The organism is Alteromonas sp. HB246098 (assembly GCF_054890645.1).
This window is the reverse complement of sequence record NZ_JBTZUG010000005.1, coordinates 312,219-335,579: the sequence shown is the minus strand read 5'-3', so window position 1 is coordinate 335,579 and position 23,361 is coordinate 312,219. Positions and strand designations below refer to the sequence as shown.

At 44.3% G+C, this 23,361-nt stretch carries 21 protein-coding genes; 7 read left to right on the top strand and 14 right to left on the bottom strand.

The window, feature by feature from the left end; all coding sequences use genetic code 11:
* Positions 1 to 58 precede the first annotated feature (58 nt).
* Together msrA and ACYTPF_RS13205 are read left to right on the top strand one after the other, a co-directional pair.
* Positions 59 to 661: a peptide-methionine (S)-S-oxide reductase MsrA gene (gene msrA / locus ACYTPF_RS13210; protein WP_179984313.1), complete on the top strand. Its 603-nt coding sequence runs from the start codon at positions 59 to 61 to the stop codon at positions 659 to 661.
* A gap of 115 nt (positions 662 to 776) precedes the next feature.
* Entirely contained in the window at positions 777 to 1,298 is a 522-nt protein-coding gene (locus tag ACYTPF_RS13205; protein ID WP_269916787.1) for a DUF421 domain-containing protein, read from the top strand.
* Positions 1,299 to 1,334: 36 nt separating this feature from the next.
* On the opposite strand, the gene ACYTPF_RS13200 is transcribed toward ACYTPF_RS13205, so the two are convergent.
* Genes ACYTPF_RS13200 through ACYTPF_RS13190 form a run of 3 tightly spaced genes read right to left on the bottom strand, consistent with a single transcriptional unit; the run spans position 1,335 to position 2,918 of the window.
* Complete coding sequence (locus ACYTPF_RS13200; protein ID WP_179984315.1) at positions 1,335 to 1,682, bottom strand: AzlD domain-containing protein; 348 nt, start codon at positions 1,680 to 1,682, stop codon at positions 1,335 to 1,337.
* The gene (locus ACYTPF_RS13195) at positions 1,672 to 2,394 is read right to left on the bottom strand and encodes an AzlC family ABC transporter permease (RefSeq protein ID WP_269916785.1); all 723 of its coding nucleotides are present in this window, start codon (positions 2,392 to 2,394) and stop codon (positions 1,672 to 1,674) included. Before ACYTPF_RS13195 ends, ACYTPF_RS13200 begins: the two co-directional genes overlap by 11 nt.
* Positions 2,391 to 2,918: a helix-turn-helix domain-containing protein gene (locus ACYTPF_RS13190; protein ID WP_461852534.1), complete on the bottom strand. Its 528-nt coding sequence runs from the start codon at positions 2,916 to 2,918 to the stop codon at positions 2,391 to 2,393. Before ACYTPF_RS13190 ends, ACYTPF_RS13195 begins: the two co-directional genes overlap by 4 nt.
* Before the next feature lie 541 nt (positions 2,919 to 3,459).
* Here ACYTPF_RS13190 and ACYTPF_RS13185 point away from each other — a divergent pair.
* Positions 3,460 to 4,719 carry an MFS transporter gene (locus ACYTPF_RS13185; protein WP_461852533.1) on the top strand — a complete coding sequence of 420 codons (1,260 nt, stop codon included), beginning with the start codon at positions 3,460 to 3,462 and terminating at the stop codon, positions 4,717 to 4,719.
* Between the two features lie 58 nt (positions 4,720 to 4,777).
* Here ACYTPF_RS13185 and ACYTPF_RS13180 read toward each other — a convergent pair whose 3' ends face one another.
* Positions 4,778 to 5,134, bottom strand: a complete 357-nt coding sequence (locus tag ACYTPF_RS13180; protein WP_461852532.1) for an RNA recognition motif domain-containing protein — start codon at positions 5,132 to 5,134, stop codon at positions 4,778 to 4,780.
* A gap of 278 nt (positions 5,135 to 5,412) precedes the next feature.
* Positions 5,413 to 6,189: a peroxide stress protein YaaA gene (yaaA, locus tag ACYTPF_RS13175; RefSeq protein ID WP_269916781.1), complete on the bottom strand. Its 777-nt coding sequence runs from the start codon at positions 6,187 to 6,189 to the stop codon at positions 5,413 to 5,415.
* 386 nt (positions 6,190 to 6,575) lie between these two features.
* On the opposite strand from yaaA, the gene tal reads away from it, so the two are divergent.
* The 3 genes from tal (at position 6,576) to ACYTPF_RS13160 (ending at position 9,739) form a co-directional block, all read left to right on the top strand.
* Positions 6,576 to 7,535 carry a transaldolase gene (tal, locus tag ACYTPF_RS13170; RefSeq protein ID WP_179984321.1) on the top strand — a complete coding sequence of 320 codons (960 nt, stop codon included), beginning with the start codon at positions 6,576 to 6,578 and terminating at the stop codon, positions 7,533 to 7,535.
* 15 nt (positions 7,536 to 7,550) lie between these two features.
* On the top strand, positions 7,551 to 9,200 hold the full coding sequence (pgi, locus tag ACYTPF_RS13165; RefSeq protein ID WP_461852531.1) for a glucose-6-phosphate isomerase: 1,650 nt from the start codon (positions 7,551 to 7,553) through the stop codon (positions 9,198 to 9,200).
* A 362-nt stretch (positions 9,201 to 9,562) separates the two neighbouring features.
* Positions 9,563 to 9,739 carry a DUF3545 family protein gene (locus ACYTPF_RS13160; protein ID WP_081765847.1) on the top strand — a complete coding sequence of 59 codons (177 nt, stop codon included), beginning with the start codon at positions 9,563 to 9,565 and terminating at the stop codon, positions 9,737 to 9,739.
* A 75-nt stretch (positions 9,740 to 9,814) separates the two neighbouring features.
* Here the strand turns inward: ACYTPF_RS13160 and ung are convergent, their stop codons facing one another.
* The 6 genes from ung to ACYTPF_RS13130 all read right to left on the bottom strand — a co-directional run bounded on the left by ung (position 9,815) and on the right by ACYTPF_RS13130 (position 19,260).
* Complete coding sequence (gene ung, locus ACYTPF_RS13155) at positions 9,815 to 10,486, bottom strand: uracil-DNA glycosylase (RefSeq protein WP_461852530.1); 672 nt, start codon at positions 10,484 to 10,486, stop codon at positions 9,815 to 9,817.
* Complete coding sequence (gene thrC, locus ACYTPF_RS13150; RefSeq protein ID WP_461852529.1) at positions 10,486 to 11,769, bottom strand: threonine synthase; 1,284 nt, start codon at positions 11,767 to 11,769, stop codon at positions 10,486 to 10,488. Before thrC ends, ung begins: the two co-directional genes overlap by 1 nt.
* A gap of 155 nt (positions 11,770 to 11,924) precedes the next feature.
* Positions 11,925 to 12,869, bottom strand: coding sequence for a homoserine kinase (gene thrB, locus ACYTPF_RS13145; RefSeq protein ID WP_461852528.1), 945 nt, complete (start codon positions 12,867 to 12,869; stop codon positions 11,925 to 11,927).
* A 46-nt stretch (positions 12,870 to 12,915) separates the two neighbouring features.
* Positions 12,916 to 15,381: a bifunctional aspartate kinase/homoserine dehydrogenase I gene (gene thrA / locus ACYTPF_RS13140; RefSeq protein WP_461852527.1), complete on the bottom strand. Its 2,466-nt coding sequence runs from the start codon at positions 15,379 to 15,381 to the stop codon at positions 12,916 to 12,918.
* Positions 15,382 to 15,759: 378 nt separating this feature from the next.
* Entirely contained in the window at positions 15,760 to 18,300 is a 2,541-nt protein-coding gene (locus ACYTPF_RS13135) for an excinuclease ABC subunit UvrA (protein ID WP_461852526.1), read from the bottom strand.
* Positions 18,301 to 18,381: 81 nt separating this feature from the next.
* On the bottom strand, positions 18,382 to 19,260 hold the full coding sequence (locus tag ACYTPF_RS13130) for a LysR substrate-binding domain-containing protein (RefSeq protein ID WP_281716076.1): 879 nt from the start codon (positions 19,258 to 19,260) through the stop codon (positions 18,382 to 18,384).
* 189 nt (positions 19,261 to 19,449) lie between these two features.
* Between ACYTPF_RS13130 and ACYTPF_RS13125 the strand changes: the two genes are divergently transcribed.
* Positions 19,450 to 20,607: an S-(hydroxymethyl)glutathione dehydrogenase/class III alcohol dehydrogenase gene (locus ACYTPF_RS13125; protein WP_461852525.1), complete on the top strand. Its 1,158-nt coding sequence runs from the start codon at positions 19,450 to 19,452 to the stop codon at positions 20,605 to 20,607.
* An 88-nt stretch (positions 20,608 to 20,695) separates the two neighbouring features.
* On the opposite strand, the gene ACYTPF_RS13120 is transcribed toward ACYTPF_RS13125, so the two are convergent.
* The 3 genes from ACYTPF_RS13120 to ACYTPF_RS13110 all read right to left on the bottom strand — a co-directional run bounded on the left by ACYTPF_RS13120 (position 20,696) and on the right by ACYTPF_RS13110 (position 23,349).
* Entirely contained in the window at positions 20,696 to 21,331 is a 636-nt protein-coding gene (locus tag ACYTPF_RS13120) for a carbohydrate binding domain-containing protein (protein WP_461852524.1), read from the bottom strand.
* A 96-nt stretch (positions 21,332 to 21,427) separates the two neighbouring features.
* Complete coding sequence (locus ACYTPF_RS13115; protein ID WP_461852523.1) at positions 21,428 to 22,072, bottom strand: response regulator; 645 nt, start codon at positions 22,070 to 22,072, stop codon at positions 21,428 to 21,430.
* A complete protein-coding gene (locus ACYTPF_RS13110; RefSeq protein WP_461852522.1) occupies positions 22,069 to 23,349 on the bottom strand; it encodes a sensor histidine kinase in 1,281 nt (426 codons plus the stop codon). The genes ACYTPF_RS13115 and ACYTPF_RS13110 overlap by 4 nt, the downstream gene beginning before the upstream one ends.
* Between the last annotated feature and the right edge of the window lie 12 nt (positions 23,350 to 23,361).

The following is a 23,361-nucleotide window of genomic DNA, read 5'->3' as shown; positions in this document are numbered from 1 at the left end:
GGAAAACTGGGCCATAGCGCATAGCTATATGGCTCTGTCAAAACGTAAAAGGTACAAAATGAAATCTACAATCACCGCAGTATTGTTCGGCGCAACTTTGAGTGCCGCGGTATTTATACCATCTACAAAAGCCGATGAAGCTATTTTAGCGGGGGGCTGCTTTTGGTGTATGGAATCTGACTTTGAAAAGTTAGAAGGTGTAACCGACGTAGTTTCTGGGTTTACTGGTGGAAGCGCACCAAACCCTACCTACAACGGCAATCACAAAGGGCATTATGAAGCGGTCAAAATTACTTATGACGGCGAGGTGCTTTCTTATGAAGATATCCTCGATCATTTTTGGGTAAACATTGATCCTTTTGACGACAGAGGGCAGTTTTGCGATAAAGGCCCCAGCTACCTTAGCGCTATTTTTGTTGCGAACGATAAAGAACGCGCTATCGCCGAAAAAACAAAAGCTGACGTAATCTCCCAGTTTCCGAATAAAGACGTGGTGACGCCAATACTTGACGCCTCTACTTTTTATCCAATTAAAGGTGACGAAATAGGTCACCAAGATTTCTATAAGAAGAGTCCTGTTCGCTACAAATTCTACCGTTGGAACTGTGGTCGCGACCAGCGCTTAAAAGAAATTTGGGGCGACAAAGCCATGGGAAAATAAAATAGTATATAGCGAGTTTGGCTAAGCACAAATCTCAACGCTTCAGCTCTGCGTATTGTTAATATTCTATGTAAACAAATGGATATTGATGCCATAGCAATATGAGGAGGTGTGTATGTTTAGCGCTAGCCCAACGCTTGACTTGATATGTAGAGGCCTTTTTCTTACCTCAATGGCAATGGTATGGGTAGTATTACTGGTTCGTATTAACGGCTTACGTTCTTTTTCGAAGATGACAAACTTCGACTTTGTTATGACGGTAGCAGTGGGTTCATTGCTCGCCAGTGCATCACAAACAACTAACTGGATTGCTTTCATTCAAGCCATGATAGCAATGGCAGCCTTGTTTATCGTGCAGTCGATCACCGCCAAGCTTCGTAGAAAATCCGATAAAATTGAAGCGATAATGCAAAACACGCCGGTTGTTCTAATGAGAAATGGCGAAATTATTGATGGTGCCCTTGAAGAAACCCGAGTGGCACGCAGTGATCTGTTAGCCAAGCTACGGGAAGCTAACGTATTGAATCTGGATGAAGTTAGGGCTGTAGTCCTGGAAACGACAGGCGACATCTCGGTGCTACATGGCGAGCACTGCTCAGAAGCCTTGTTAGAGGGTACGAAAAGCGTAAAAGGCTAACTATCATTTAACTTTTTCACTTAACCTGCGTTATATCTATAGAAGATGTAAAGCGCACCAATATATTACGCCAAAAACGGCGACGCCCAAAAAGACGGGTAGGCCCAATGTTCTGGTTTTACGCCAAACGAGTATTGTTATGGCTGTTGCAACACCAGTGGCTATCCAACTAGACGGTGATGGCACTTTAGGAACAAGAGAAGCTCCCAACATAGCGGCTATCATTAATGGTCCCAACACACTCAACCAGGTAGGCAAGCGCGCTTCGGAATTGTTGGCTTTGTGTTTATTGAAATGACGCTGTGTCCATAACAATGGGGCAACCCGTAATGCATAGGTGCCTATAGCAGCTACAATAATTGCCACCCATATATCAGTTTGCATGAGACGGTTTCCTTCCGACATGGGAAGTAAGAACATAAAATGTAAGCGCCCCAAACAGTGCAGCTAAAGGAATAGCCGCATTTTTAAAGCTACTAAGTGCAATGAAAAGGGCGATAGAGATAGTGACCAATAAGGTAACCACCCATTGTTTACTGGTGAACTTTGGCGCTAAAAGAACGAGAAACAAAGCTGGTAAGGCAAACGGCATTACACTATCTAAGACAGGCCATTTCTGTGTAAGCGAATCTCCAGCTAACCCGCCCAGTGCAGTCCCCAGAATCCAACTAAACCACGCCACCATGGAAACACCTTTAAACCAATCAACTTTCTTTGCGTCTTCCATAGAGGGTAAACGTGTATGGGCTAGCGCAAAAATTTGATCGGTAAGACCATGCATTAAGTAGGGCCATGCCCTACTTTGTGGTAAATAAGGGACTAAGTTAGGCGCGTAAACCACATGGCGTATGTTGACTAATAATGTCATACACACCGCTAACCATAGGGGAGCACCTGAAGCCACCATGGCAACTAAAAGAAATTGTGACGCACCGGCGTAAATGAACACAGAAATGAGTGTTGCTTCCAACGTAGAAAAGCCAGCTTGAATAGCGATAACGCCGAATGAAATAGCAACTGGAATATACCCGCCTAACAAAGGTAATCCATCTATGATCCCCTGCTTAAGCCCACTTTTTGAAGAAATTTGGCTCATTCCATTGCCTCTTTGTGATAAACGATAGTGATAAGGCAGGTTGCCCAGTCATCTTGAGTTTTGTAGACATGAGGTAAATCAGCCTTAAAGTCGGTAGTTTGGCCGGGCAGCAATAGTTGAGTACGGCCAATATTTCCAGCTTCTAACGAACCGCTTATTACTGTAATGGTTTCCTTTGTTCCAGCCGCGTGTGACTCGGCTTCTCGCAATGTATTAGGTGCGACCGACATCCAGTAAGCATCAACATTAGGTATACCCTGTCCTTGTTCAATGAGTCGCACTTCCACCCCATTCTCTCCTACACTTGTGCTAAGGGGCTGAACAAGCTGACCAAAGGGCACGTCTAGTTGTTTGGCCAATCGCCAAATAGTATCTAACGTCGGATTGCCATTGCCCTGTTCTAGCCTAGAGAGGTTAGATTTTGCAATCCCTGCTCCTGCGGCTAATTGAGACAGAGAAACACCTTTATCCTGCCTAAGTTTCTGCAAATGCCTACCTAAAATATTGAGGGTAGATTGATTCACTCGCCGCCAAACCACTTTGTTCCATTTAAAGAACGTTCTATATATAGAACGAAGTAAAGTCAAGAAATTTGTTTTTTGACACGAATAATCGTTAAAAGATAAAACCGGCTATGCCAGCTAGCCCTGCATAAAATGTTAATAGTTACCTGAGTAAAAACGACAGATGTTGCGAGCTTTTACGCTCAGAAAACAAACACTTTAGTATTGAGTTAGCACTCATGTGCATTACTGAGAAAATGACGTGAACCAAATCATTAACAAACACACTACATTTAAAGCGCTGAAAAGATTAAGAAACCTTATCAGCTACCGTTACTAAAGGGTCATTCGCTGCTAAGATCTTAGATTATTAATGAATGAACGTAGCACAAGCTTGAGGCTTTTGGCCTTTTTTGAATAGCCAAAGTAATAGCTTTTAAAAATAGAAAGCCGGCAAACATACCAGTTGCCGGTTTTTGTATTTTAACCTTGTGCAAGTGCTTCGTGCTCAAGCAGCAAGCAAGCGACTGAATGGTACGATATGAAGGAACAAAGATAGTTTATGGCGAATCAAACTGACGATATCACTTCTACTCAGGCAGTGTATAAGGGAGCCCGTTCGCAAGAACAATCAGCGGCGGGAGAATATTCACTAGCGACTATTACATTCTGGCTAGCTTTCGGTACTTTTGTAATAGGTTGCAGCGAATTTGCTGCTATGGGCTTACTACCCTACTTCGCTGAAGATTTTGGAATAACTGAAAACGTTGCGGGCCATGCTATTAGTGCCTATGCCATTGGCGTTGTAGTAGGCGCGCCGCTCATCACTATTTTCTTTTCTCGCCTTGCCAGGCGCACCATGCTTATCTCAATGATGGTATTTTATGCTGGGGGGAATTTGCTAACAGCACTAGCATGGTCAGAATGGACAATGAATATAGCCCGTTTTATTGCAGGGCTTCCACATGGTGCTTACTTCGGTATTGCCATGCTTTTTGCAGCTGACATTGCCGGTAAGAATAAACGGGCGCAAGCTGTCAGTAATGTTATTTTAGGCTTAGCTATTGCCAATATTATTGGTGTGCCTTCCATTAGTGGTATAGGTCAAATGTTCGGATGGAGAACAGGCTTCTTTATCATTTCAGCCTTTGCCTTAGTCACCGCATTAATGGTGTGGAAAACAGCACCGTATCGCGGGCCAAACCCGGATGCCAAACCGTTAACTGAGCTTAAAGCGCTAAAAAACAAAGATGTGCTGCTTGTATTACTCATGGGCGCTATAGGCTTTGGAGGCATGTTCTCGGTGTATTCTTACTTTAGCGCCTCGTACCTTAATACTACGTCTTCGCCTGAGTGGGGGATCTCGGCCACATTACTTATCTATGGCATTGGCGTAACCCTAGGCAACATTATTGCTGGGCGCTATTCTGAAGGCAGGCTTCTAACCTCAGCTATCGTCTTTCAAGTTCTACTAGGTTTATCTGCAGCGGCTTACGCCGCGTCTATGGGCAATCCGTACCTGATGGCGGCCTCACTGTTTTTCATTGGTATAGGCGGCGGTATGGTAGTACCACTTCAAACACGTTTAATGGATGTAGCTGGCGAAGCACAAACCTTAGCGGGAGCTATGAATCATGCAGCATTCAATACCGCTAATGCGCTAGGCCCGTGGTTAGCAGGTATGGCTCTTTCAGCAGGATTTGGTTATACATCCACGGGCTGGGTAGGTTTGGCGTTAGCCGGAGGTGGTGTGTTGGTATGGCTAGCTATTGTTATGACTACACGCAATACCCAAGTAAAGACAGCAACCGTATCTGGTTAAAAGGATGTCTAGCGCTGACAAGCTTCATGGTCGGCGCTAGTCAATTACGTTTCCCTAGCTATTGCTCGGTATCGTTTTCGAGTTCAGAATTATTACGAGAACCGATTCCCCATACATCTTCTGGGATGTCTCTTTTAGGCGCTGGCGTACTGGCTATCGCTTCAGCTTGCTTTTTCTCTTGATTTGACCATTTAACACGTATCTTTTTACCTTCGATAACTTTGGCGTTAAGCGTTTCAATCGCTTTATCGGTTTCATCTTGGGAACTCATTTCAACGAAGCCGAAGCCTTTAGATAAACCCGAGTTATCATCCATCACTAAGTCGCATGACGTTATAGTGCCAAACTCAAAAAACAACTCTTCAAGATTTTCTTGGGTGAATGATTTGGGTAAATTACGAACTAATATGCTCAAGTTTTTGCCTTACTTTGTGGCTTAAAAGTACTGTTTATAGTGTAGCATGCAGCAGTTAGTATGATAGCTAATCTTGCCGTGTTACAGCGATTCGTTTTTCTTACAAAGAAGTGAAAAATTTGACTTCAGCTATTGTAAGCGTGTGATTAAACCCAGATATAGAATAGCCATCGCGCAAATACGATGGCCATGTATCGAAGGCGAAGATTCTTTAGCTGATCCAGAGTGAAGCTGCTGAGCCCCTTTCAACTATCAGTAATTATTACCGAAAAAAGCTGTTAACTTTCTTGGTTACGCAGAAATACCAATTCTGTTGATGAGCTTTGCTCTTCGCTAAATTGATAGCCGTCTACATCGAAGTTTTTCAAGCCTTCTACATCTTCAACACGATTTTCAAGAATGTAACGCGCCATTAAGCCGCGGGCTTTCTTTGCGAAAAAGCTGATAATTTTATACTGACCATTTTTGCAATCTTTGAAAGTTGGGGTAATGATCATGCCGTCTAACGACTTTTTCTTTACTGCTTTAAAGTATTCATTGGACGCAAGGTTAATTAATACGTTATCCCCCTGCGCTTCCAACGCCTTATTTAAGACATAGGTAATGCGATCATCCCAAAACGCGTACAAGTCTTTACCTTCAGGGTTCGCCAGTTTAGTTCCCATCTCTAAACGATAGGCCTGCATTAAATCCAGTGGTCTTAGCAATCCATATAAACCAGACAAAATACGAAGATGTTTTTGTGCGTATTCTACAGTGTCGCTGTCTAGCGAATAAGCATCAAGCCCAGTATAGACATCACCGTTAAATGCATACATTGCCTGACGCGCATTCTCTGGTGTGAACGGTGTAGAAAACTCAGCAAAACGGTTAGCATTTAAGGTTGCCAGTTTATCGCTTATTTTCATTAGCGATGATAAGTCTGCCGGAGATAAAGTGCGGCACACTTCCATCAAACGTTCAGTATCTTCAAGCATCTCGGGCTGAGTAAACTGACTTACTGGGACTTCACTTTCAAAATCTAGGTTTTTTGCTGGGGATACTACAACTAACATCTCGACTCCTTAAATTTTTACATCACTATTGTACCACCTGATACCTATTAAAAAGCAAAATGGCATAAGAAAGACACAAATTGGCTTAACAGAGAAATCCGATTAGCGAATTTGTCATTATTCAATGTATGAATTGTCACACGGGTTTGATATAAATAGCATTACAAAAAATATTCAAACAATAACCTTGATGCACGGCTTATGGGTGCCTCTTGAAAACCAAAGCGCTATTTTCGACTTAGCTTAGTTTGTTTTTTACAAGCTAAATAAACAAAGAGAAAACGCAAGCGCAATATCCTACAAAAACGCGCAAGCGTATCGTTTTATTCAACTGGCTATTCTAGCGAGTTGTCCAAGTTTATTATTGATAAAGTACAGAGAGAATTATGAGCAATCAGTTAGCTTCATTACGTGATATCACTACCGTAGTTGCCGATACCGGCGACATCGATGCCATCAAAAAATATCAGCCGGTTGACGCTACTACCAACCCGTCGCTACTGCTAAAAGCAGCAGGTCTTCCTCAGTATGCAAGCCTAATCGATGACGCTGTAGCGTGGGCAAAACTTCAGTCAAACGATGCTGACCAGCAGTTAACTGATGCCTCTGACAAGTTAGCAGTAGCCATTGGTAAAGAAATTTCTGCAACAATCCCAGGCCGTATTTCAACAGAAGTTGACGCCCGCCTATCGTTTGATACTGCCGCAACGATTGAAAAAGCAGAGCGTTTGGTACAGTTATACGAAGATGCAGGTATCGATAAGTCCCGCATTCTTATTAAAATTGCGTCTACGTGGGAAGGTATTCAAGCTGCTGAAGCACTAGAGAAAAAAGGTATTCAGTGCAACCTAACCCTGCTGTTCAGCTTCGCCCAAGCGCAAGCATGTGCAGAAGCAGGCGTTTACCTTATCTCTCCATTTGTAGGCCGTATTCTAGACTGGTACAAAAAAGCGACTGGCACTGAGTCTTACGCTGCAGATGAAGATCCAGGCGTAGTGTCAGTGACCAAAATTTATAACTACTACAAAGAGCACGGCTACAACACAGTTGTAATGGGCGCAAGCTTCCGCAACATTGGCGAAATTCAGGCACTAGCTGGCTGTGACCGTCTAACTATCAGCCCTGCACTACTTGAAGAACTAGCCAACGAGCCAGGTGAACTAGAAGTTAAGCTTAAAGACAATGGCGCGACAAAAACGCCAGGCGACCGTCTAACAGAAAGTGAGTTCCGCTGGGCAATGAACGAAGATGCGATGGCAACGGAAAAGCTATCTGAAGGCATTCGCAACTTCGCAGCTGACCAAGAGAAGCTTGAAACCATGCTTCGCGAAAAACTAAGTGCATAAGGAACCAACGAGACAATGAGTGTTTTAACTTCTCTTCCCGAATGGAAAAAGCTGTCTGAACTTGCTTCAGCGGTGAAAGATGCCCATATGCGCGACTGGTTTGCACAAGATGCAAGTCGTGCAGAAAAGATGCAGCTTGAAGCCTGCGGTATTTTTCTTGATTACTCAAAAAACCGTGTAAATGACGATGCGCTTAAAGGGCTTTTTGACCTAGCTCGTGCTTGTAAATTAGAGCCCCTGCGCGACGCAATGTTTTCTGGTGAGCAGATTAACTCAACAGAAGGCCGCGCTGTGCTTCACACCGCACTTCGTAACTTCTCTGACCGCAAAGTGATGGTAGACGGCGAAGACGTCATGCCTGAAGTACACGCCACTCTTGAAAAAATTGAGGCCTTTACTGCCTCAATCCACAATGGTGAACACAAAGGCTATACAGGCAAACCTATCAAGCACATTGTAGCGATTGGTATTGGTGGTTCGTTCCTTGGCCCTAAAATCATGACCGAGGCGTTAAAACCGCACACGGTTGAAGCGGTTAAGGTTCACTTCGTTGCAAACGTTGATGGTTGCCACATTCACGATGTGCTATCTAGCGTAGATTTTGAAGAGACCTTGGTGGTAATGTCATCAAAGTCTTTCTCTACCCAAGAGACGTTGCAGAACACGCTAACGGCTAAAGACTGGTTCTTAAAGTCTGGCGGTACACAAGAAGATATCGCTAAGCACTTTGTAGCAGTATCTTCAAACGTTAAGGCAGCGACCGAATTTGGTATCAGCGCCGACAACATTTTCCCTATGTGGGATTGGGTTGGCGGTCGTTACTCGCTATGGTCAGCTATCGGCCTGCCTATTTCACTTGCTCTTGGCTTTGAAAACTTTAAAGGCTTGCTTGAAGGTGCATTTGAAATGGATACACATTTCACGACTGCACCGCTTGAAGAAAACATGCCTGTATTGCTTGCGTTGTTGGGCGTATGGTACAGAAACTTCTTCGATGCACAATCTCATGTACTACTGCCTTATTACCACTATCTTCGCGGTTTACCTGCTTATGTACAGCAGTTAGATATGGAAAGTAATGGTAAGGAAGTCACGCAAGAAGGTGAAAATGTAGACTATCCTACTGGCCCTATTATTTGGGGTAGCGAAGGAACAAACGGTCAGCATAGCTTCCACCAGCTTATTCACCAAGGCTCTGGCGTGATACCAGCAGACTTCATGCTGCCACTTAACGTGCCTAACCAAGACGACACGCATCATGCTATGCTCGCGTCTAACTGCTTTGGTCAAACACAAGCACTAATGCAGGGTAAAACTTTTGAAGAATGTTATGCAGATCTTGACGGTAAAGGTCTAGACGACGCAGAACGCAAGCGTTTAGCTGCCCATAAGACCATGCCTGGTAATAAGCCTAGCAACACTTTCTTATTCGATAGCCTTACACCTAAAACACTTGGCGCGCTGGTTGCAATGTATGAGCATAAGGTATTCGTTCAGGGTGTTATCTGGAACCTTAATTCATTCGACCAATGGGGCGTAGAGTTAGGTAAAGTACTAGGAAACCAAGTACTTGCTGGCATTCAAGGCGAAGCAGACAAAGATAATTTCGACGCTTCAACACAACAATTGATTGCCAAATTCAGAGCAGCGAATGCACCAAAATAAGGAACTCGAGGTGATTTAAAATCACCCACCTGGTGCAAATAACAAACTGAACGGCTAGCTTTCTTGGAAGCTAGCCGTTTTTTGTTGCGGTGTTTATCAAGCATACGACAGACATTTTTGATATCCGTAGCGCTGTATTATTGTTTACTAATAAAACAAATAGATTCAATTAGATACAGTTTTTGTTTACGCTTTGAACACACTGAACTTTCCTTGCCCTTGTCATCATATCGTCACAATTTGTTAATAAAAGGTAAATTAAACTATTTTATTTTAGTGGCGGCTGTGATACAAAATTGTACAGAGGGAATTATAAACAAAAAACTCTGTATTAGTTGTAGTGGTATAAAAAGGAGATCCCAGTGGATAAATCAGATCTATTTGCCATGTTAGACATCGAAGCAAGCCCAGCAAAAACCAAAAGTAAAAAACGTAAGTGGAGAGAAATCGAAGCGCTACGCGATAGGTACGCTTTAGAAAAAGAACTGGCCGAACTCGACTGTGGTTTCGAGTACGAGCTAGAAACACTGGAAAGATAAATTAAAGGCCGCCTGTAACACAGGCGGCCTTTTTACTTTCTAGCAGGGTGTAAATGCTTAGTGTAAAAGCTAACGCTATATCTGCCAGATGATCGGCGTTTTACCTTTGTCGAGCAAGTATTGGTTGGTTTGGCTGAAGTGTTTACAACCTAAAAAGCCTCTGTGCGCTGAAAGCGGAGATGGATGAGGTGCATGTAAAACGTGGTGTTTTTCACGGTCTATGTGCTTACCTTTCTTTTGCGCGTGACTTCCCCACAAAAGAAATACTAGGTTGTGGCAGTGCGTATTGACCACATCGATAACCTTATCGGTGAAGGTTTCCCATCCCCATTTAGCATGGCTATGCGCTTTCCCTTGCTCCACCGTTAACACGGTGTTAAGTAAGAGTACGCCTTGTTCTGCCCAAGACGTAAGCGTACCGTGATTAGGCTCGCTAAAACCGTCTATATCGGCTGACAATTCTTTGTACATGTTTTTCAGAGATGGAGGTGTCTTAACGCCCGCTTTTACTGAAAAACATAGCCCGTGTGCCTGATTAGGTCCGTGATAGGGATCTTGCCCTAAGATCACGACTTTAACCTTATCAAGCGGGGTGTATTTAAGTGCATTAAATACGTCAGACTGAGGCGGGTAAATAACACTACCCGCTCCACGAGCGTTTTTCACCCGCTCAAGCAATTCAACAAAATAGTCTTTTTGCTTTTCATCACCTAGCGTGCTTTGCCAAGTCAACTCCGATGATGACATTACTTAAGTAAGCCCATCATGTGCTGTTTAAGTGCATCGTAGGACGCTGGTAAGTCAACCGCTAAGCTGTCTTCTCCCGCTACGTCAGCCAACGCTTTAGGTAGGCTAATAGGATTACCTAACACGTTTTCTACTGTCTCTCTGAACTTAGCTGGGTGTGCCGTTCCTAAGAACAAACCTATTTCACCGTCTTCTAAGTCATGGCTTACCACGCGATAGGCAATAGCGGCATGAGGCTCGCTGGTATAGCCTTGTTGGGCTAATTGACGCATTGCAAGCTGGGTATACTCTTCGTCTACCATCTCACCTTTAAGACACGACTTGTCGATGTAACCACGCTCTATAAGCGCCTCAATACGAGGCCAGTTATTTGGCTGACTAACATCCATCGCGTTAGACATAGTTGCAACAGTCGCTTTAGGGTCCCACTCGCCTGTTTTAAGGTAGCGAGGCACGGTGTCGTTTAGGTTAGTTGCCGCGATAAAACGCTTAATAGGTAGACCTAAGGATTTAGCAATCATGCCAGCAGTCAGGTTACCAAAGTTACCGCTAGGTACTGAAATAACAAGCTGGTCGCGCTTCTCTTTAGGCAGCTGACTTACTGCTTCAAAGTAGTAACACACTTGTGCCAACAAACGGCTGATATTAATTGAGTTTGCTGAGTTTAAGTGAAGACCCTCGCGTACATCAGGATCGTCAAATGCAGTTTTAACCAAGGATTGGCATGCATCAAAGTCAGACTCTACTGCAACAGTATGAATATTGCCGCCTAGCGTGGTGAATAACTTTTCTTGCAGCGCGCTAATCTTTCCTTTCGGGAACAAGATAACCACGTTGATGTTATCGATACCATGAAACGCGTGAGCAACCGCGGCACCTGTATCACCTGATGTTGCGGTTAAAATAGTTACTGGCTTGCCTTCGCTGATGCGTGAAAGGGTTTGCGCCATGAAACGGCCGCCGAAATCTTTAAATGCCAGCGTTGGACCGTGGAACAGCTCTAGGCTGTAGACATTATCATTAACCTGCTCAACCGGCGCACCAAACGCAAACGCGGTTTGAACAATCTCTTCTAGCTCGCCGTTATTCAGCTCATCGCCAATAAGCGCGCGAAGTACTTCAATGCTGCGCTCAACGAATGGTTTTTCTAGCAGTTCGTCAATATTATCTAGAGTGGGAATATGCTCTGGAAAATAAAGCCCTTGGTTTTTACCTAAGCCCCGCTTAACGGCTTCGGCAAAATTTGCTGTGTCCGATGAATCTTTTAAATTTACCAATTCCACTTGCTGTTACCTTTATAGTTGGGCAGATAGGCTGCCCTTTTAATCTTTTAAAAAATCACAGTATTTTTATAAATTACTATGACTTTAAGAAATCATGTGCTTTTGAGAAGTCATGTATCTTTGCGAAATCATATGCCTTTAAGAAATCATGACTTTTAAGAAATAATAGTACCTTGGCTTGGTATTTGGCACACATGGCTAAAGCCATCTTCGTTTTGAATGTAGTTCGCGGTTAAATATGCTGCGACTTCTTCCGCTTGCGCCTTGCTTGGACATACAGCAAACACCGTAGGCCCCGAGCCCGAAATACCAAAAGCTAGAGCTCCGGCTTGCTCGCTAAACGCGCGAGCTTCATCAAAACCTGGCAATAGCGATTTTCTGTAAGGCTCGGCAATAACATCTTTCATTACCGACGCCGCCAAGTCAAAGTTACCCGCGTGTAAGGCATGAACAAATACACCAAGTTGTCGGCCAAAGGTAAGCGCCGTCGCCATATCCACCTGCTTAGGCAAGATGTCACGCGCTGCCGCCGTCGATACGCTAATGCCCGAATAGCACACTGCATAGTACCAGTCATCGTTAAGAGGTAAAGACAGTGTGACCGGCGCGTCGCTACCTGTCATCAAAGTCATGCCACCTAAGTAACATGGCGCAACGTTATCGTAGTGAATACTACCGCTTATTTGACCTTCTAGCTCACCCATCATAATAAGTAGCGTATCTTCATCAAATGGCGTATCGAAGTAAGCATTGAGTGCCGCAAACGCTGCCACAATAGAACTTGCGCTTGAACCTAGACCACTACCAATAGGTAGGTTTTTATGTAGCGTTAGTGCAACAGGAGACGTTAGCTTTCCCGCTTTTTCCATCTGCTCACAAAAATAGTGGTAGCACTTAGTGACAATATTGCTATCTGCATCACCCGGAAGTTTGTGGGCAAAGCGGCCCACTGTTTCCAATGAAAATAATTCAGCCGCTTTTATTTCTACCTCGTCACCTAGCTTGGTGCCGTCAACCGGCGCAAGCGCCGCGCCAAGTACGTCGAAGCCTAAGCTTACATTTCCAATTGATGCCGGCGCAAAGGCCTTGAATGCTTTCATATAATTTCTCTTACTTCGCTTGCGACATAGCTAATTAAATTAGCCATTAATGAGCCATCTGTTTCCAAGGCATAGTACGTAAAATGTCAGCAAATACCCCTGCCGCGGTAACCGTACCACCTGCCCCGTATCCTCTGATTACGTAAGGAATAGGGCTGTAGTAGTCACTATTAATCGCCAGCGCATTCTCGCCGTCTTTAACCTGAGAAAGCGGATTGCTAGCAGGTACGGCCTGTACACTAACTTTGCACTTTCCATCTTCAATGCTGCCAATATAGCGAAGCACTTTGCCTTCCGCTTTAGCCGCCTCAACTTTTTCATTCATTGCAGCATCTAACTCAGGTAGCTGCTGCATAAATTCGTCGATAGAACAGTCTTCTGCAAATCCCGCAGGCAGTACCGACTCAATTTCTATATCAGAAAGCTCAAGCTCTAAATCGGCTTCACGGGCCATAATAAGTAACTTACGCGCTACGTCCATACCGCTTAAATCGTCGCGAGGATCTGGCTCGGTAAAACCGTTATCTTTGGCAGTTTGTGTAGCTTGAGACAAACTCATGCCTTCTTCAAGCTTACCGAATACGTAAGATAGACTGCCTGAAAGAATACCTTCAAAACGATGCAGTACATCACCTGCGCTGAAAAGTTTTTGTAGGTTGTCGATAACAGGAAGACCTGCGCCCACTGTCGTCTCATAAAGGTATTGACGATTTGTAGTAAGTGCCGTTTTACGCAGCTTACGGTAATAAGCCATAGCGGAAGTATTCGCCTTTTTGTTAGGCGTTACTACGTGAAAGCCGCTTTCCATCATATCGACGTACTGATTAGCGATGGCTTCATGGCTAGTACAGTCAACAATCACCGGGTTCACCAGACTATTGTCGTTAGCGAACTGATGTAGACGCTCTACACTCAAGCCTTCACTTGCAGAGTCAAGTGCCGCATTCCAATCGCTGCTTAAATCAATACCTTGACTGTTCAACAGCAATTTACGGCTATTGGCTATACCATAAACGCGCAGCTGAATATTGCGTTTTAAAAGTGCTGGCTGCTGCTTTTGAATTTGGACAAGCAGTTCGGTTCCTACATTGCCACACCCTACTAGAAATACGTCTATGGTATGGCGATCAGAGAAAAAATTCTGGTGAATAACCTTAACCGCTTTCTTGGCACGCTTGCTTTCGATTACTGTGGAAATAGAACGCTCTGAAGAGCCCTGTGCGATAGCAACATTGTTTACTCGCGCTTGAGCAAGCGAGTTAAAGAAGCGCGCTGCCAAGCCTTTAGTTTGACGCATACCGTCACCAACCAAAGTAACAATAGCCAAGTCGTGACGCACTTCAATAGGGTCCAGCAGCTGGTTTTGTAGTTCTAGCGCAAAAGCATCTTCAAGTAACGTTAATGCACGGCTGGCATCTTTGCTCTGAATGCAGAAACTAATTGAATATTCCGAAGATGACTGAGTAATAAGGCTAATTGAAATATTAGCGTTAGACATCACCTCAAACACACGACTCGCCATACCCACCATGCCTTTAAGGCCTGGGCCGGCCACGTTGAACATAGTGACATTATCAAGCTGTGAAATACCTTTGACCGACGTCCACACTTCGCTTTTCTCATTACTGATTAGCGTACCAGGTGCAGCTGGATTAAGTGTATTTCTGATCAGGCAAGGAATGTGGTGCTGTGCAATTGGGCCGATAGTTTTGGGGTGAAGCACTTTTGCGCCGAAGTAAGACAACTCCATCGCTTCTTGATAAGTAAGCTTATCAAGCAGTACCGCGCCTTCAACTTGATTTGGATCAGCGTTGTAGACACCGTCTACGTCAGTCCAAATTTCACAGCAGCTTGCGTCGATACAGGCCGCCAAGATAGCTGCTGAATAGTCAGAGCCGTTACGTCCTAGGGTTACTTTTTCGCCTGCTTCGTTTACGGCAACGAACCCTGGCATAATCAAAAACTCGCTACCATCGGTAGGTACATCTGTAAAACGTGCTTTACTTAGCGATACGTCGGCAATACTGTCTAGGTAATCGCCCTCGGCAAGTACATATTTAACTGGGTCGATAACGCGATTTGCGATCCCTTTAGCCGATAGCATAGCGCTAAAAAGCGTCACCGAGATGTATTCGCCAATGCTAAGAATACCAGCAGCAACATTGTCTGGCGCAACGCCGAGCAGCTTGATGCCTTCAAGATGCTGTTTTAATACTGATAAGTGACTATTGATAAATTCCACCACGCTTGCGTGCTCAAACCCGTCGAACTCATCGTTTAGGTCATTGGCAATGCCTGTAACCGTGTCGTTCAACTTATCGAATAATGGCTGGAAATCTTCACCCGCGGCTGCTTGTTCACAAAGTAGTGAAAGCGCGTTCGTTACCCCTTTGGGGGCAGAAAGTACAACCGCAGCACCGTCGGTTTGGTGGGTTGCCGTGCTAATTTCCATAACGCGCATGTATCGCGGTGCATCGGCTAGAGAAGAACCCCCAAACTTTAAGACTTTCATATGCTGCTCCTTAAGGTTACGCATGCTAAAACGTGTGTAAAAAAAAGCCCGCTCTGTGTTAGGCGGGCTTTCGTTGTCTTTTGCTTACTTGCACTAGTCAGCGACCGCCCTTTTTAAGGTGGTAATTAACATAATGGTGGTGCGAGTAAGTAGAATCTTTTTCATACAAGCAATTTGCCGTATAGACGTCTATAAGTCAACCGCAGTTTTCACCACACTGTATTGCAAAATATGAAACACTCTTCAATTAATATTTCTTTTTAAGGTACAAATACGAGTTCAAGCTGTTATTAGTCGACTTACTAGTACTCTGATAGCTTTAAAACCTGCTTATTTCTAAGATCATTCAAACAGAACTCATCCAGTGGAAACCTTTCTTTAGGCCAAACTCGCCTTCAAAAAAGGGGCTGTTGCACTTTGTTGGACCTCAGCAACCTCCTCTGGGCTACCTTCTGCAACGATTTCTCCTCCCTCATCACCTGCGCCTGGCCCCATATCTATAATGTGATCGCAAGCCCCAGCTACCTGCATATTGTGCTCAACCATCACCACCGTATTCCCCGCTTCAACTAGTGTGGTTAAATGCTGCATAAGTAGCGAGGTGTCTGAAAGGTGTAAACCTGTTGTAGGTTCATCGAGCACATAAAGGGTATTAGCATTTTGAGCACGTTTAAGTTCTGACGCTAATTTAATGCGCTGCGCCTCGCCGCCTGATAATTCAGTAGCACTTTGCCCCAGGGTTAAATAGCCAAGCCCTACATTCATTAGTGTTTGAAGCCCCCGCGTAATGACTTGATTACTATTAAATACAGATAGCGCTTCTTCAACCGTAAGCGATAGTACATCAGCAATAGAGTGTTCGTTGTAACCGACTTCCAGTACGTTTTCGTTAAAACGCTTACCGTTACAAACGGTACAGGGGGAGTAAACACTCGGCATAAACAGTAGTTCTACCGATACCACACCCAAACCTTCACAATGTGGGCATCGCCCTTTTGCGACGTTAAACGAAAAATGACCCGCATCGTACCCACGGAATTTTGCTGCTTCGGTTGAAGCAAATAAACTTCTGATTTGATCAAATATACCGGTATAGGTTGCCAATGTTGAACGAGGTGTCCTGCCTATGGGAGACTGATCCACCACAACTATACGGCTTAACTCTTCAAGCCCGCTTTCAATTCGCCCTTGCTGCAGCTCACTTTCATGCGAAAAAGCGTCTTGAGCAAGAAGCGAATTGGCGTCAGTAAGCAGTTCTTTCGTTTCTCTCGTTTCTTTCGCTCGCTTCCCTTCTTTCTCGGCTGTACTTAAACCATCTTTGACCAACTCAACCAATGCTTGGCTAATCAAACTCGATTTTCCAGAGCCCGAAACGCCTGTGACGCAGGTCATCACACCAAGAGGAATATCAATATCAACATGGCTGACATTATTTCTAGACACGTCTTTTAACCGTAATACCCCTGACGAATTACGTTTGATACGCTGACTTAGGGCTTTATTGTTAAAAACATAGTCTGCCGTTGGGGAGTTTTTTATGCTTGCCAGCTTCTTAACCGGCCCACTGTAAACAAGCTCACCGCCGTTCACTCCAGCTCTCGGCCCTACGTCTACAACCCAGTTAGCACCTTTGATAACGTAAGGATTGTGCTCAACAACAAGCAGTGAGTTTCCCGTTTCTGTAATAGTGTGAAGCGCTCGAATAAGCCCTTCTACGTCGCGAGGGTGAAGACCGGATGAAGGCTCATCCATAACAAAGACAACGCCAAATAACTTCGATTTAAGCTGAGTTGCCAAACGTAATCGCTGTAGTTCTCCTACTGAGATACTTGTTGTGCTTCTATCTAATGAAAGGTAATGAAGCCCAAGCGCTATTATGGGTTTCACCCTTTCAATAATGTCGCCCGTAATATTGCGTATTACCTGACCACGCTCTGACGTATCGCCGTCAACTGAATTTCTTAACGCCTGAAGCTTTTCGTGAACTTGCTGTAATGGCAGCCTTGAAAAATCAATAATATCTAAATCGTCAACTTTCACTGCTAGCGCATTTTGCTTGAGCTTTTTTCCACTGCAAACCGGACATGCTTCAACAGATATGAAAGGAGCAATTCGCTGCTTCATTTTCTCTTTTTGAGACGTTTTGAAAGTATCGAGCACATGACGCCGCGCGCTGATAAACTTGCCATTGTAGCTGGCAGGTTCACCTTCTTGTTGTGCTTTTCGGGTTTGCGCTAAATTATAGTTTCGATAGACGGGTAACTGAGGCATTTCATCAGTGAATAAAATCCAGTCACGGGTTTTTTGAGGTAGATCACGCCATGGAATATCAACATCAATACCTAACGATAACAGTACCCTTACAAGATTTTTGCCCTGCCACGCGCCAGGCCAAGCTGCCACAGCGCCCTCACGTATAGTGAGGCTGTCGTCGGGAACAAGGCGATGCGCTTGTGTGTCAAAAACTTTTCCAATACCGTCACAGTGTTCACATGCACCTTCAGGCGTGTTAGGGGAAAAACCATCTGCATATACAATGCTGTGGCCCTCGGGGTAATCGCCTGCCCGGGAATAAAGCATTCGCAGACTATTAGAAAGCGTGGTGATACTGCCAACGGAAGAACGTACTGAAGGGGCGCCCCGGCGCTGATGCAGACCCACAGCAGGCGGTAAGCCTTCTATTGCGTCTACATCAGGTTTTTCCACCTGCTCGATTAACCGTCTGGCATAAGGTGATATTGAATCTAAATAACGGTGCTGAGCTTCTGCGTAAAGCGTACCGAAAGCCAAAGAAGATTTTCCTGAGCCAGATACACCGGTAAACACTACCACTTCATTTCGAGGTATATCGATACTGATATTTTTTAAGTTGTGTACACGGGCGCCACGTACGTGAATTTTCCCCTCATCATTGTGCACTTCATCACCTGCATATCACCTTTATTAAAGAATACTTAGATACAGGCGCTGTATTTCGATCACTATTTTTAAACAAGCATGTCAGCTGTCTGATATGAGATGTTGAGCTAAAAAATCCACCAGCAATCTAATTTTAGGTGCAACATTTCGGTTTGAAGGAAATACCGCCCAAATAGCCTCTTGCTTGTCTTTATACTCAGGGAACAGTTCTATTAGTTGACCTGAGGCTAGTGCTTTGCGCACGTAAAACCCAGGTAGTTGTGCAATACCTAAACCAGCAATCGCAGCGCTGCATAGGGCATTCCCACTGTTATACCGTACTCTCCCCTGTACAGAAATTGATTGAATTTTATTATCGATAAGTAAACGCCAATATGGCTGTGACCCCACCAGCAGCGAGTGTTCTTTTAACTCCTCGATGCTTTTAGGCTGACCTTGCTCTCTAAAATAATCCCTACTTCCGCATACAAATAAATGTCGGGTAGCCAGCTTTTTAGCAACTAAGGTCGAGTCTTCTAATTTGCCAATGCGGATGGCCAGGTCGAGCCCCTGCTCTACAATATCAAGCTTTTCGTTTGAAAAGGTGCATTGCACGCTAATGCCGGAATACTTTTGCATAAAGGTATTGAGCAGAGGCGCGATGAATGCTTCGCCGAAAGCGACCGGAGCGGTGAGCTTAATTAACCCTTGAGGAGACGCTTGAAGTGCGCTTACAGATAGCTGGGCATCTTCAAGCGCTTTTAACGCGGGTAAAACTTGCTGAAAATATTGTGTACCTGCTTCAGTAAGTGAAACACTTCGCGTAGTGCGCTGCAATAATTTAACGCCAAGCTGCTTTTCAAGCGATGCGACTTTACGGCTTATCTGCGCCACTGACGTGTCGAGCTTGTTCGCAGCCCCGGTAAAATTGCCAACGTCAGCTACGGCACAAAACTCAGCTATGCCTTCTAGATATTTCATTATCGCCACTCGTTAGTTTAGCGTTGTTCAACACAGCGCTGGTTTATTTAACTACATTTTATTTACCAAACTCAATTATTACAAATATGCAAAAGTAATTTACTTAAACTGTATTTATCATTAGTAATCCGTCTCCTATACTTTGGCCTATAAAACATCATCGTATATTCATGATAAAGGAGTCATCACATGACATCGTTTAAAGATTCGTTGCAAGAAGGTCAAACGCACATCAAGTCAAAAGCTGCGGTGGCTTGGGGCCCGGGTGAGCCGTTGAAAATGGAAGAAGTTGACGTAGAGCTTCCTAAGAAAGGTGAGGTACTTGTACGCATCGTTGCAACTGGCGTATGCCACACTGATGCATTTACGCTGTCCGGTGATGATCCTGAAGGCGTATTCCCTTCAATTCTAGGCCACGAGGGTGGTGGTATTGTTGAAATGGTGGGCGAAGGCGTTACTAGTGTAGAAGTGGGTGATCACGTGATCCCTCTTTATACAGCAGAGTGCGGAGAATGTAAGTTCTGTAAATCAGGTAAAACTAACCTTTGCCAAGCGGTGCGCGAAACACAAGGTAAAGGCTTAATGCCAGATGGTACAAGCCGCTTCTCTAAAGATGGTGAGCCAATTTATCACTATATGGGCTGCTCAACGTTTTCTGAGTACACAGTTCTACCTGAAATATCGCTAGCGAAAGTAAACAAAAATGCGCCGCTAGACGAAGTTTGCCTGCTTGGTTGTGGTGTAACTACGGGTATGGGTGCTGTACTTAAAACTGCAAAAGTACAGGAAGGCGACACGGTTGCTATTTTTGGCCTAGGCGGAATCGGTCTATCTGCCATCATTGGCGCACGTATGGCAGGCGCAGGTCGCATCATTGGTATCGATATTAATGAAAGCAAGTTTGACCTAGCGAAGCAGCTTGGCGCAACTGATTTAGTTAACCCTAAGAATTTCGACAAGCCTATTCAGGAAGTGATTGTTGAAATGACCGATGGCGGCGTTGACTACTCGTTTGAATGTATCGGCAACGTAAACGTTATGCGCTCTGCCCTTGAATGCTGTCATAAAGGTTGGGGCGAATCTGTAATCATTGGTGTAGCTGGTGCAGGGCAAGAGATTTCAACGCGTCCATTCCAGTTGGTGACAGGTCGTGTATGGCGCGGTTCCGCATTCGGTGGCGTTAAAGGTCGCTCAGAACTGCCAGGTATTGTTGAACAATACTTAAACGGTGAGTTTGGCCTTCAAGAGTTTATCACTCACACCATGGGCCTTAATGACATTAACAATGCCTTTGATTTAATGCATAAAGGTGAAAGCATTCGCTCTGTTGTGCATATGGACAAATAAGCATTAGAGCCAAAGCGCAGTTATTTTTGTATAAAAAATAAAGGCCCGCAAAATTGCGGGCCTTTTCGTAATTACTATATATGTAAATCTACTTGGCTCTCTTTCGTCTTATCAGCGCCAAAGCCGATAGAGGTAGCAATATTGCTAAGCTTGCCGGTTCAGAAACAGAAACACTGGAAACGCTTGCGGCAAAGCTAGGCGCTGCAGTTACCACGATATCGTCAACAAAGTTGCCATAGGTTCCTGTATTAATCGTAGAGAAACGAATAGTAGTCAGGGCAGTCTGTGCAACAAAATCACCGTAGAATTCAGACCAGCTTTTAATCGCATGATCGTCAAACACCTGACTGTATAAAACACTGTTAGTATCACTGAGTATATCTAACTGAAAACTCTCTCCACTGCGTCGTGCGGCATAGGCAAACGACACATCGTAAGTATTTCCGGCTTCAGTAGAAAAAGTCTGAAAAATAGAATATCGACCACCGTTTCCATTAGCATTTAGTTCAGCGTATTGGCTACCATCAAAAGCGTTTAAACGTTGAAAGTTATCCCATAATTCCATGTTTGTGCCGCTCCAGCCGTCTACAGATCCAGCGTTGAAGGCCTTCCAGCTATTACTTCTAATATCGTTATTTTCAAAACTACCGTTTAATATTAAATTAGCATGAGCGGACGTACTCACACCAAAAACTAAAGATAAAACTACTAACCACTTGCTCATGTACTTCTCCAAATCTACGCGCGATTCTATAAGTATATTTTATCAAGTGGTCCAACCTGTGTATCTTGTTCTTTAGCATGTTGTAAAAAAGTATAACTAAATAACTCCCTGCTCTAACGCTTTGAGCACGGCCCTTGTTCTATCTCTTACGCCAAGCTTGGCCATGACCGATGAAACCTGATTCTTTATCGTTCCTGTAGATTTGAACATTGCATCCGCAATTTCCTTGTTGCTATAACCTGCGGCAACTAACCGAAGAATGTCGACTTCCCTCTCAGAAAGGGGCTCCGGATTTTCAAACGACTCAAACTCTACGTTTAGACCTTTCAAGCCTTGCAACACTTTTTCGGTCACTGCGGGCTGAATTAGTGTTTTACCATTCTTTATTTGTGTAATAGTGTCTACCAAGGTTTCTAGCGACACATCTTTAAGCAGGTACCCTTTTGCTCCTGCGCGCATAGCGCCATTTACCAACTTATGATCGTCAAACGTTGTAAGCATTAGCACCGGCGTATTAACCCCCTTATCACTTAGCGCAAGTAGAGTATCAATACCCGATAGCTGGGGCATGCGTATATCCATCAATATCACATCACAATTTGAAGCGTTTTCACTGTCAATAAGCTGCTGTCCGTTTTCATATTCGCCAACAACCTCAACACTGTTATCAAGTCCTAAGAGCGATTTAATGCCCTCTCGTACAAGCATTTGATCTTCAACTAAAATAAGGCGTGTTTTCATTCGCCCTCCGGAATGTGAATTGCGATGCGAAAACCCTGTTCGGTTTGCTGCCAGCTGATAGTTCCATTTAGCTCATGAACCCGTTCCTGCATTCCACTAAGGCCGTTGCCAGCGACTACATGGCTTGAAGTGTCTGATCCGCTTGGTCCTGCCTCCTTTTGAATACGTTCTACATGGCTACATGATGCTTTGTCGAAGAGTTTTATGCTACTTGGCTGTTCGTCACTTAGTTTCTTATCAGCAGTATGCGGCACCATACTATCTTGCATTAGTAGTTTGTAAGCCCCGTTGTGATGCGTTAGTGATATGGAAAAGTAATGCGCCTGTGTATGGCGGACTACGTTAGTTAGCGCCTCCTGCATATTTCGCAACAGGCAATCGGCAATTCGCACGTTAGTTAACGTTAAATTATCGTCTATGTGTAGATTTACCGCCGGCCTAGGCAAGTCTTTAATCAGTGCGTTTACCGCTAATGAAAAATCAATAGCGGCATTTTCTCTGATGTCAGATATCGCTTCTCTGACATCAGAGAGCAAAAGTTTTGCAATACTGTGGGACTGCTCAACGTGTTGCTTTATGGCTTGCGATTCAGAGCTTTCTAATAAATCCGCCTTTCTCGACGCGACTTGAAGATTGATGGTAAGCGCCGTCAAATGATGCCCTAAAACATCGTGAATGTTTCGCGCTATACGCAGGCGTTCATCTTGAGTAAGCGCCTGCTTCATTAGCTGCTGAGTACTCAGTAATTGTCGATTGAGCGCATCGGCTTCTTCTCGCGCTTTCGATTCTTTAATGGCCGTGTTCGACATGATCATAGCGAATACATTGAATGTCCAAAAAAGCGCTCCAGTTAACAACGCATACTGTTCATTCCATACTTCGCTTTGAATAATAACGGTAGGTAAGGAGATTGGAATGGAAAGGGTAACGCACTGCTTCCAAGGCATGTAATAAGGGAGTATGGCGCAACACATCACTACGAAAATAGCGAGGTAAACATAAGGAACAACCAATTGGCTAACAACCGCAATGAAATACATAAAGCCCAAAATATAAAGGCTTGAGCTATTGTTCATTCGATGCTTACTAATGACGGTAAAGCAAATCGCTAGTGTAATAAAAATAATTGCTGCGGATAGTGTACGCCAATGCACTAACGAGAACTGATTTATCAGAAAATAAAGCGCTGAGCAGCTTATCACTAACCAAGTTATGCATGCTGAGGCGTGCTCTATACCCATTTTCATCTGCTTGTGAGCAGTGACTGAGATGTCCATTCGTATCTGACT

What these genes read in the sequence shown, in the direction of transcription:
- msrA (WP_179984313.1), top strand. Translation starts at nt 59, where the DNA reads ATGAAATCTACAATCACCGCAGTATTGTTCGGCGCAACTTTGAGTGCC.
- ACYTPF_RS13205 (WP_269916787.1), top strand. Translation starts at nt 777, where the DNA reads ATGTTTAGCGCTAGCCCAACGCTTGACTTGATATGTAGAGGCCTTTTT.
- ACYTPF_RS13200 (WP_179984315.1), bottom strand. Translation starts at nt 1,682, where the DNA reads ATGCAAACTGATATATGGGTGGCAATTATTGTAGCTGCTATAGGCACC.
- ACYTPF_RS13195 (WP_269916785.1), bottom strand. Translation starts at nt 2,394, where the DNA reads ATGAGCCAAATTTCTTCAAAAAGTGGGCTTAAGCAGGGGATCATAGAT.
- ACYTPF_RS13185 (WP_461852533.1), top strand. Translation starts at nt 3,460, where the DNA reads ATGGCGAATCAAACTGACGATATCACTTCTACTCAGGCAGTGTATAAG.
- yaaA (WP_269916781.1), bottom strand. Translation starts at nt 6,189, where the DNA reads ATGTTAGTTGTAGTATCCCCAGCAAAAAACCTAGATTTTGAAAGTGAA.
- tal (WP_179984321.1), top strand. Translation starts at nt 6,576, where the DNA reads ATGAGCAATCAGTTAGCTTCATTACGTGATATCACTACCGTAGTTGCC.
- pgi (WP_461852531.1), top strand. Translation starts at nt 7,551, where the DNA reads ATGAGTGTTTTAACTTCTCTTCCCGAATGGAAAAAGCTGTCTGAACTT.
- ung (WP_461852530.1), bottom strand. Translation starts at nt 10,486, where the DNA reads ATGTCATCATCGGAGTTGACTTGGCAAAGCACGCTAGGTGATGAAAAG.
- thrB (WP_461852528.1), bottom strand. Translation starts at nt 12,869, where the DNA reads ATGAAAGCATTCAAGGCCTTTGCGCCGGCATCAATTGGAAATGTAAGC.
- thrA (WP_461852527.1), bottom strand. Translation starts at nt 15,381, where the DNA reads ATGAAAGTCTTAAAGTTTGGGGGTTCTTCTCTAGCCGATGCACCGCGA.
- ACYTPF_RS13130 (WP_281716076.1), bottom strand. Translation starts at nt 19,260, where the DNA reads ATGAAATATCTAGAAGGCATAGCTGAGTTTTGTGCCGTAGCTGACGTT.
- ACYTPF_RS13125 (WP_461852525.1), top strand. Translation starts at nt 19,450, where the DNA reads ATGACATCGTTTAAAGATTCGTTGCAAGAAGGTCAAACGCACATCAAG.
- ACYTPF_RS13120 (WP_461852524.1), bottom strand. Translation starts at nt 21,331, where the DNA reads ATGAGCAAGTGGTTAGTAGTTTTATCTTTAGTTTTTGGTGTGAGTACG.
- ACYTPF_RS13115 (WP_461852523.1), bottom strand. Translation starts at nt 22,072, where the DNA reads ATGAAAACACGCCTTATTTTAGTTGAAGATCAAATGCTTGTACGAGAG.
- ACYTPF_RS13110 (WP_461852522.1), bottom strand. Translation starts at nt 23,349, where the DNA reads ATGGACATCTCAGTCACTGCTCACAAGCAGATGAAAATGGGTATAGAG.